Source organism: Bacillus sp. UNC438CL73TsuS30 (assembly GCF_000482325.1).
Taxonomy (GTDB): Bacteria; Bacillota; Bacilli; order Bacillales; family Cytobacillaceae; genus Neobacillus.
The window spans coordinates 89,945-99,995 of the sequence record NZ_KI535300.1 but is presented as its reverse complement, the minus strand read 5'-3'; the positions used below and the strand labels follow the sequence as shown (position 1 = coordinate 99,995).

The following is a 10,051-nucleotide window of genomic DNA, read 5'->3' as shown; positions in this document are numbered from 1 at the left end:
CCTCTGTTTGTCGCCTATCGCCTCCATTGGCGACAATTTGAACCCAGTTGCTCCTCTGTTTGTCGTCTAACGCTTAAACCTTTTCCTGCAAAATCGTATCTATTAAAAAAATCTCTTGCGAATTACCCATTGCCGCTGCCAGTATTTCTTCAAACTCGGTAATTTGAGTTGCTCTCATGCCTTTTGCCCCGAAGCTTTCCGCCAATTGTACGAAATCAGGGTTTGAAAAGGTTACCCCATAATTTTCACCAAACGCTTTGTTCATGGTCTCTACTTCAAGCTTTAACATTGAATCATTTAATAAAATAATGATAAAAGTCAGCCCTAAACGCTTGGCCGTTTCAAGCTCGGCGAAATTCATTAGTGCTCCCCCATCCCCCGTTAACACAATCACCGTTTTTTCCGGTGCCGCCAGCTTTGCGCCAATCGCACCGGGAATGGCTATTCCCATCGAAGCCAAGCCATTGGAAATCACGAGTTGGTTTGAACGTTTCGGTTGAAAGGCTCGTGCTACTGCGACTTTATGTGCTCCTACATCCGAAATAACTACTGTTTGTTCAGAAGATAATTTTTCGATTACATGTAGAATGTTTTCAAGTGTTAAATTTGCGGGGGTAGGCACCTGTTCACTAATAGAGTAAGCGTCTTCTATTCGCTTCTTTAGATCTCCAGCTGGCTGCCAAGGTTTAGACAGAATCTCCTGTTCTAAGATCAAACGAAGCGTCTCCTTTAAATTGCCTACTAATTCTCCCACAACCGGATAGCCCTCCTCCACCTCGGCAGGTAAAGGATCGATATGGAGAACCGGTACTTTTTTCTTATTCCATTCCGACGGTAGTTTTTCATTAAAGTCAAAACCAATTACCACAAGTAAATCGGATTCCTCCATCCTCCGGAGGACATAATCCTTTTCATTGAAACCAAATGAATAATAATTTTGTGGATGCTCTTTTGATAAAACCCCTTTTGCCATAAAACTATTGGCAGTCGGGCAACCTAACCGCTCAATAAATGATTGCACTTCCTTTACAGCATTTTGCCGAATGACACCATTCCCCAAAATAATAAATGGCTTTTTACTCTGATTTAGTAATCGGACGGCTTCCGTTAAAGCGTCTTCTGCAGGCACACTTATTGGCAATGGTGTAATGGATAAAGGTTTGGTTGTAGTATTGGCTTTTGCGATATTCTCCGGTAACTCAATTGCGACTGCCCCCGGTTTTTCGCTAGTAGCAACCCGAAAAGATTTTCTGATAATTTCCGGGATTGTATTGGCATCCTTTAATTGCACCGACCACTTTGCTGCCGGTTCAAAAACTTTAACGATATCAACGTACTGATGTGCATTTTTATGCTGGACATTAAGATCTTTTTGACCAGTTATCGCTAAGACAGGGGAGTGATCTAGATTAGCACTTGCAATACCGGTTAATAGATTTGTCGCTCCTGGTCCGAGTGTTGCCATACATACACCAGGCTTTCCACAAAGACGTGCGTATACATCTGCCATAAAAGCAGCACCTTGCTCATGCCGTACTGGTATGTATTTTATTTTTTCCGATTTGGATAAAGATTCGGCTAGATCGATAACCTCACTCCCAATAATTCCAAATATATATTCTACACCTTCATTTTCGAGACAATTTACCAATAAATCAGAGGCCTTCATTCTTTCCCTCCATACCTATGTCATCTTAATTCTATTCTTTACCTAAATATATTTTTCAATTAAACATAACAAGAAATCCATGCTAATAAACATAGAGTATATGTGTGTTTAAAAAAGGGGGGATTTATATTGGTAAATCAAGGATTTATAGATCAAAACAATCAAATGTTAATTGCCCCGGAAACATTTGCCGCACAACCAGAATCATTAACGGAACAACTATTCATCGAACGCTCCTTAGAAGAAAATAAATTTTGGCTGCGCATTATGAAAGAGCATTCTTATTTTTTAGGCGAAGGTTTTAGCCGCCATGACAAACATCTGATTCAACAAACAGACCGCTTTTATCATTATTTTCAGGAACAGGAAAAAAGGGCCTACAATACTCCCAATAACGTTACCGCTGTTCGTAAATTAAATGAAGACTCGATTAACCTAGTTTTAGGTTTACGGAATTTTAAAAGAAATCTCCTGATCTTAATCATCAATTGTAAGGTAATGGGATTTAACTTTCCGCTTCTGGTCGACCATATTGCCAGGGAAGCTGAATATTTTATGCGGACGTTAAAAAAATTCAATGAAGGAATTCTAGATCCCATTCAAGATGCGATTATTAAGGAAAATGTGTTTTGGTTACGGATTATGATGGAGCATTCCCGGTTTATAGCTTCACTATTAGATCAATCAGAACGAAATTTAGTAAGAGCGGCATTGAAATTTGGGGATGATTTTGAAGTTCTTCTCAATCAGGCAAGAGATGTTGAATCAATGCTCTATAAGAAACAACCAACCTACCCGATTATCGGAAAGTTGAATAAAGACAGCGAAAACGCTGCACAAGAAATTCGCAATTTTAAGCAGGCAGGATTAGATTTTATTAAAAATTGTCAAATCAGAAATGTCATTGATCCATTATTGGCCGACCATGTCGTGAGAGAAGCGGACCATTTCCTTCATATGGTGCGTGTATTAGAGGAAAGATTAAAAGTGAAGCAGCAGGAGCAGCAACAATAATAACAAAAGAAGAGACAAGAAAGGGCTGTCTCTTCTTTTCATTCTTGTAGATTAAATTTCTCCGGACACTACTTTCCCCTTAAAAATAACAGCCTCACGCTTTGGTCTCCTGGCAACTGTTTCTGCTGAACAAGAGGCATTTACTAAAATTAGATTTGCCTCGTCTCCTTCAAGCGGCCAAGCAACCTCCCCTTCTTTTGTTAATGGTGTCGGTCCACCTGTTGCCCATTTTAACGAAGAGGCCAGTGATCTTTCATCGCTTTTCCGATATAATTCACAGAAGTTTGTTACCTTTTCTAATACATCACCCGTTCCAAATGGCCCCCATGAGTCATAAAATCCATCACATCCTAAAAATACATTTACTCCCTTTTGATCTAGAATTTCAATTGGAGGCAATGTTCTTGTTATTGGGATCGTTGACATAATGGACATTCCTAATTTACTTAATTTATCTGCAATCTCCTCTTGTTGAGGGATTGGTACATCACCTAAACTAAATGCATGGCTAACTGCCACACGATTATGCCATTTTGATTCCTCTACCAACTCAGTTAATTTGTCAACAGTATAATATCCAACATGTCCCCCATCATGTAAATGAATATCTACATCGGCATCAAATTCAGTTGCTAAGTTCATTACTTCAAATAAAGATTTTTCAATATTATGGTCAATACCCGCCGGGTCAAGTCCACCGACAAGCTGAGCCCCAGATCTCATAGCTTCTTTCATAAGCGGAATGACATTTTCACGTAACATACCGTGCTGTGGGAAAGCAACAATTTCATAGGTCAATTTATCCGAGTACTCTTCAAGCGCTGCTTTTACCCCCTCCAAGTTTTTCAAACCGATATATGGATCAATATTCACATGCGTACGGATATGTGTTGCCCCATTTGATAAAAGCAATTCAATCATTTTGCTTGCCCGCTGTTTTGTTGTTGGTGCTAATTTTTCAAGCTCCAGTGCTTCCAAACGCAAGCGGTCAGCTAAATTTTTTGACGGTTTACATGCCTTCCAATCAAGAGAAAGATAGGTTTTATCTAAATGATTATGCATTTCTTTAAATGTCGGAATTGCTAGAAGTCCTTTTCCATCCACTACTTTTTCATCTGCTGGTATTTTAAAGCCATGGTTCCGCTTTTCTACGATCTTTCCATTCTCTATTTTTAAATGAAAAAGCTCTGTCTTTGTTTCGTCAGCTCCCTTTTCATCTTTAACAAAGCCTGTTTCGAGCCTAACATTGGTTAACCAATATGGTAATGCCATTCTTCATTCCTCCTCCAGTCCATTAAGCTAATACAGATTTTGATTTTTCTAGTTTACTTTCCACCTTTTTCCCTTTAAAAAATAAAGATTCAACTTCCGCTCTTCGTGCAACGGCCTCAGCCGAACAGGATGCCTTTACCAACATCATCGTTGCATCATCCCCCATTTTTGGCCAAACCCGTTCGCCTTTTTCGTTTAATGGAGTAACTCCTCCTGTTGCATATTTTAAGGAAGATGATAATAAATACTCTTCAATCATTCGGAATCTTTCTGCGAGGATACTAATTTTCTGAATGGTATTCCCTGTTCCAAATGGGGACCAGTGATCGGTGATGCTGTCATGTCCAACAGAAACCATGACACCTAATTTATCTAGAAGTGGAATCGGAATCGTCGGGCGATTCACAGGAACAGTAGTAGTTACATCTATTTCCTGTTCCTTCAACATTGCAGCCATTTCTTCAAGTGCATTTCCCTGTAAATCACCTAAGGCGATACCGTGGCTGATGGTCACCTTTCCTTTCATTCCTGCCTCCTTCGTATAATGGGCCATTCTTTCAAAGGTAAACGCGCCTAAACTATTAGGATCATGTAAATGAATATCCACCCCTGCATCTGCTTCTACAGCAATATCAAAAATGGTTTCAAATGATTTTTCAATATTTCTGTCTACGGTTGCTGGATCAACTCCGCCAACCAGTGTGGCACCATTTCGCATGGCATCACGAACTAGTTGAACAGAATTACTCTTTAACAATCCATGCTGTGGAAAGGCAACAATTTCATAGGTTAAAACATCTTTATATTTTTCAAGGGCATTGACAGTTGCCTCTAAGTTTTTCAACCCTATGACAGGGTCTACATTACAATGTGTTCTGATATGTGTGTGACCATTTTGGAGGAGCAGTTCAATCATTTTCTCCGCCCGTTCCCCGGCAGTTGGCAATAATTTCGGCAGCAGTTCCTTCTCTTCTTCTAATCTCGTAAAAATCCCTTTCGTTAATGGGGTACAAGCCTTCCAAGGACCGCCATAATAAGTTTTATCGATGTGAATATGCATATCTCTTAATGAGGGTAATAGAAGATTTTCTTTAGCATCAACCTGATTTTCCTCAGGGAGAGGCGCTGTATAGCTGATTTCAGCTATTTTTCCGTCTTCAATTTTCAAGTGACAAATTTCCGTTTCTGTTCCAGCAATTCGTCCTTCTTCAAAAATAAATCCTTTTTCGAGACGAACATTCTTTAACCAATAAGCTTTCATTTCCATTCCTCCTATTTTTATATCTTCTCTTAAAAATACTAATAGAGGCACTTATCAATAAGGTAAGTGCCTCAGATGATGATTACTTCACGGTCACATCATTAATCATTAAATAGCTTGCTGGATTCATCCAGAAACCATTGATATTTTTGCTATAAGCGGCAATGTGCTCATAGTTGCGGATTGGTACATAGACTGCGTCATTTAATTCTATTTTCATAACTTTCTCGTAAAGAGCCTTCCGTTTTGTTTCATTCATTTCTTGGCGCGCTGCTACGATAAGCTTGTCTGCTTCAGGATTGCTATAATAAAAAGTATTTCCGGCAGGGCCTTGTGATGAAGAATGGAATAGATTGTACTGATTATAGTCTCCATCGCCGGTAGCATTTCCCCAGCCGCCAATCGCCATATCAAACGTACCTTTTTCTATTACGTCAATATAAGCACCATATTCCATAACCTGAATTTTTACATTAACCCCAATTCCTTTTAACTGGGATTGAATGACCTCGGCCATATTAATCCGCTCTTTCCGGTCACTTGTTAGCAAGGTTAACTTTAACCCTTTTTCATATCCAGCTTCCTTCAATAATTTTTTCGCTTCATTAATATCATAATCATATGGCTTTATATTCTTACTATACCCGAACACTTTTGGACTCATTGCGGAGTTGGCAAGGGTCCCTACATTGTTGTAAACCCCTTTAATGATCGCTTCTCTCTCAATCGCATGACTGATTGCCCTACGAACCTTGACATTGTCAAGCGGTTTTTTCTTTACATTAAAACCAAGATATTCGACTGCAAGTCCATCTGTACGATACAAGCCCATTGTATTAGACGCTTCGATTCGTTCAATCTCCGTAACAGGAACTTGGTCATTAATTTGTGCCTCACCTGTCTCAATCATTGCTAACCGTGTTGAATCTTCAGGAACAACCTTAAAGACTACACGATCAATCTTTGGTTTTGTACCCCAGTATTTATCATTTTTCTTAAGAGATATTTCCTGACCGGATTTCCAATCTTCAAAGACAAATGGACCTGTCCCCACTGGGTGTTCTGACAGCTTTTCCGGATTTTCCTTTATCGCTTTCGGACTGATAATACTACCTTCACTACTTGCAAGAATGGACAATAATGGTGCATATGGATACTTAAGCACTAACTGAACGGTATAATCATCTACAATCTTTACTTCTTTAATCATTTCGAATTTTGCACGGGAAGGTGATCCAACCTTTGGATCCAGCAATCGATCAAAAGTTGCCTTTACTGCCTCCGCATTAAATGGTGTACCATCATGAAAGTTTACGCCTTTTCTCAGTTTGAACTCCCACGTCTTATCATTTATAACTTTCCAAGATTCCGCCAGTAATGGCTGAATGTTCATGTCCTTATCGGGTACAACCAATGTTTCATACACCTTTTGATAGATAACATTATTCGATGGGATATCGGTAATAAACTGCGGATCCAGCTTTGTCGCATCGGAAAGACGAACAATCGTTAAAGTCCCTCCTTCTTTTGCTGCTTCGGACTTATCTCCGGCCTTACTCTCAGTGTTTGATTTTGTTGAACATGCCTGTGTAAACAATAGGACTAATCCTATTAAAACGAGTAACATACCGCTTTTAAAAATAGATTTTTTCTTCTCCATTTCCTTCTCCCCTTTTTGTAAGAATCTGAATGTTTCATGCAAGTAACTTTTCTACCAATCCTTCTTAGCGCTTAACTGAATTATAGAAGAATAATAAATTGAATATTTACAGAATTTTTACTTGTTTTTAAAATATTTTGACAACTGTTTTAAAAAATATTTTACATTCGTTAAAACTTTGATAATTTGAACATAATTCTTTTACAAAAAAGAAGGAGGCATAGGGAGGAGGCAATCAGTGTTAAAACACATGATTAATATAAAAATGAATTTCAGGGGGGAATTTTATGTCAGTTGAAGTGAAAACCGGACAAACCGTTAACTTGAAACAAACCGTTGCCTATCAGAAATCATCCAAATGGAGGGACTCACTTTCCTTGTTAATGGATAATAAAGCGGCTATGGTCGGAGCATTCATTATTATCTTCTATATTTTGGTAGCTTTGTTTGCTCCATTACTTGCACCGTTTGATCCATATAAAGTTGATTTACCACATAAGCTTCTACCTCCTTCCGAGCATCACTGGATGGGAACAGATGATAAAGGCAGAGATATATTAAGCAGAATTATTTATGGCTCTCGTTTATCAATGGGTGTGGGTTTTGCTGCTGTTCTTTTCGGTGCATTCTTTGGAATTATTCTTGGACTTATTGCAGGGTATTATGGCAAGTGGGTGGATACGATTATTATGCGCATCATGGACGTAATGCTAGCATTCCCTGGAATCTTACTCGCTCTTGCCATCATTAGTGCCCTCGGACCTAGTTTAATCAATGTTACAATCGCAGTTGGAGTTTTCTCTGTACCTCTATTTGCAAGAATCGTTCGTGGTTCGACACTTGAAGTTAAACGCTTAGAGTATATTGATGCGATCCGTTCCTTAGGAGCAAATGATTTTACCATTATCACCAAACACATTTTCCCGAATATTTTGTCGCCCATTATTGTTCAAGGAACTTTAAGGCTTGCAACAGCTATTCTTTCAGCTGCAGGTCTATCTTTCTTAGGACTTGGCGCTCAGCCTCCTTCACCCGAATGGGGAACAATGCTCAGTAATGGCCGAGATTTCATTTTTTCTGCACCATTTATGGCTCTTTTCCCCGGCCTCGCTATTTCAATTCTAGTAATGGGCTTTAATATTTTTGGAGATGGATTACGAGACGCATTTGATCCACGGATGAAAAAATAAAAAATCCTTTAAGAGGGGACTGACAAATACATGTTAATGTTTATAATCCGCCGATTATTTCAGACCATACCTGTCATGATCGGAGTAACCCTTGTTGTCTTTTTAATCATGCAGATGGTTCCAGGAGATCCTGCCGTATTACTCGCAGGAGAGGGTGCTTCCAAAGCAACGATTGCGGGGATTCGTGAATCACTAGGTTTAAATAGGCCTTTATATATTCAATATTTTGATTACTTGATTAATATTTTCCATGGAGACTTTGGTGTTTCATTAAAAAACAGCCGTCCAGTGCTGGATGAAATTTTAGTAAGACTCCCTATTACAATGGAACTTGCTTTTTATAGTATCGTCATTACGATCGTTTTAGGAATGATTTCCGGAATTATTTCTGCTATTAAACAATATACGCTGACAGATGTCAGTGTAATGATTGTTGCTTTACTTGGAATATCATTACCCAGCTTCTGGTTAGGGTTAATGCTCATGTATTTCTTTTCTGTTAAGCTGCAAATCTTGCCCGTTGCCGGCTGGGAAAGCTGGCAAAATATTATCCTCCCAGCTGTTACTCTAGGAGCAGGCGGAGCTGCTATCGTAGCAAGGATGACAAGATCCAGTATGCTTGAGGTTATCCGTCAAGATTATGTCAGAACTGCTCGTGCCAAAGGCTTACGGGAACGAGTCATTATTTATAAACATGCATTAAGAAATGCACTCATTCCCGTCATCACCGTTGTTGGTCTGCAGTTTGGTTCATTACTGGGAGGGACAGTCCTAGTAGAATCCATTTTTGCCATAAACGGCCTGGGAAGAATGATTGTGGATGCGATCAGAATGAGAGATTTACCAATGGTTCAGGGCGGAGTCCTAGTTGCCTCTCTGATCTTTGTAATTGTCAATTTATTCGTCGATGTTTTCTATCGCTTTTTTAATAAACGGATTGAACTAAATTAATAGGTGGTGAATCGATTTGAAAGGAAAAAAGGATGTAATTTTAGAAGTTAAAGGGCTTAAAACTCATTTCCATACAAAACGAGGAATAAGTAAAGCTGTGAATGGAATTGATTTTACCCTTCATAAAGGAGAGACATTAGGAATAGTCGGTGAATCTGGATGCGGAAAAAGTATGACCTCCCTTTCACTATTAAGGCTTATTCCCTCTCCTCCAGGAAAAATTGCCGGTGGCTCTATCCTTTTTAAAGGAAAAGATTTAGTAAGTATTTCAGAATCGGAAATGCGTAAGATTCGCGGCAACGAAATTTCGATGATTTTCCAGGAACCAATGACATCCCTTAATCCGGTCATTTGTGTTGGGGAACAAATAGCTGAAGCCATCAGGGTTCATCAAAAAATGGGGAAAAAAGAGGCCTGGAATAAGGCTGTTGAGATGCTTAAATTGGTTGGTATCCCCTCTCCCGAAAAACGCGCAAAACAAGAGCCGTTTCAACTAAGCGGAGGCATGCGTCAGCGGGTCATGATCGCGATGGCGCTTGCCTGTACACCAGAAGTTTTAATCGCGGATGAGCCGACAACTGCATTGGATGTAACCATTCAAGCGCAAATTTTGGAACTAATAAAGGAACTTCAAACAAAACTCGGTATGGGTGTTATTATGATTACACACGATTTGGGTGTTGTCGCGGAAACATGTGATACAGTTGCCGTCATGTATGCAGGGAATATTGTCGAACATGCGCCAACGGAAAAGATTTTTTCTAGTCCACAACATCCATATACACAGGGATTACTGGACTCCCTGCCAAAAATTCATGAGGATCGGGATGAATTGAAAACCATTGAGGGTACGGTACCAAGTCCATACAATATGCCGGAAGGCTGCCGTTTTGCATCACGTTGTCCATTCAGGCAGCCCCTTTGTGAAACAAAACTTCCAGATTTGATTGAACTGGAAGACAATGTGAAAGTTCGTTGCTGGAAATTTACAGATCAATGGATCGATCAGCCCCAAGAAGAGGAGGTTATGTAAT

At 39.5% G+C, this 10,051-nt stretch carries 8 protein-coding genes; 4 read left to right on the top strand and 4 right to left on the bottom strand.

What is annotated here, in order from left to right; genetic code table 11:
- Window positions 1–73: 73 nt before the first annotated feature.
- A complete protein-coding gene (locus tag M028_RS0128265; protein ID WP_026576828.1) occupies window positions 74–1,669 on the bottom strand; it encodes an acetolactate synthase large subunit in 1,596 nt (531 codons plus the stop codon).
- Between the two features lie 165 nt (window positions 1,670–1,834).
- Between M028_RS0128265 and M028_RS0128260 the strand changes: the two genes are divergently transcribed.
- Window positions 1,835–2,683, top strand: coding sequence for a DUF2935 domain-containing protein (locus M028_RS0128260; RefSeq protein WP_051591307.1), 849 nt, complete (start codon window positions 1,835–1,837; stop codon window positions 2,681–2,683).
- Between the two features lie 51 nt (window positions 2,684–2,734).
- On the opposite strand, the gene M028_RS0128255 is transcribed toward M028_RS0128260, so the two are convergent.
- The 3 genes from M028_RS0128255 to M028_RS0128245 all read right to left on the bottom strand — a co-directional run bounded on the left by M028_RS0128255 (window position 2,735) and on the right by M028_RS0128245 (window position 6,876).
- Entirely contained in the window at window positions 2,735–3,955 is a 1,221-nt protein-coding gene (locus M028_RS0128255; RefSeq protein WP_026576826.1) for an amidohydrolase family protein, read from the bottom strand.
- A gap of 22 nt (window positions 3,956–3,977) precedes the next feature.
- Window positions 3,978–5,216: an amidohydrolase family protein gene (locus tag M028_RS0128250; RefSeq protein WP_026576825.1), complete on the bottom strand. Its 1,239-nt coding sequence runs from the start codon at window positions 5,214–5,216 to the stop codon at window positions 3,978–3,980.
- A gap of 82 nt (window positions 5,217–5,298) precedes the next feature.
- Entirely contained in the window at window positions 5,299–6,876 is a 1,578-nt protein-coding gene (locus tag M028_RS0128245; protein WP_035424997.1) for a glutathione ABC transporter substrate-binding protein, read from the bottom strand.
- 287 nt (window positions 6,877–7,163) lie between these two features.
- On the opposite strand from M028_RS0128245, the gene M028_RS0128240 reads away from it, so the two are divergent.
- From M028_RS0128240 to M028_RS0128230, 3 genes are read left to right on the top strand one after another with little or no spacing between them, the layout of a single operon-like run.
- The gene (locus tag M028_RS0128240; protein ID WP_026576823.1) at window positions 7,164–8,066 is read left to right on the top strand and encodes an ABC transporter permease; all 903 of its coding nucleotides are present in this window, start codon (window positions 7,164–7,166) and stop codon (window positions 8,064–8,066) included.
- A 30-nt stretch (window positions 8,067–8,096) separates the two neighbouring features.
- Window positions 8,097–9,017, top strand: a complete 921-nt coding sequence (gene nikB / locus M028_RS0128235; RefSeq protein ID WP_026576822.1) for a nickel ABC transporter permease — start codon at window positions 8,097–8,099, stop codon at window positions 9,015–9,017.
- Window positions 9,018–9,033: 16 nt separating this feature from the next.
- A complete protein-coding gene (locus tag M028_RS0128230) occupies window positions 9,034–10,050 on the top strand; it encodes an ABC transporter ATP-binding protein (protein ID WP_026576821.1) in 1,017 nt (338 codons plus the stop codon).
- Window position 10,051: the final 1 nt, after the last annotated feature.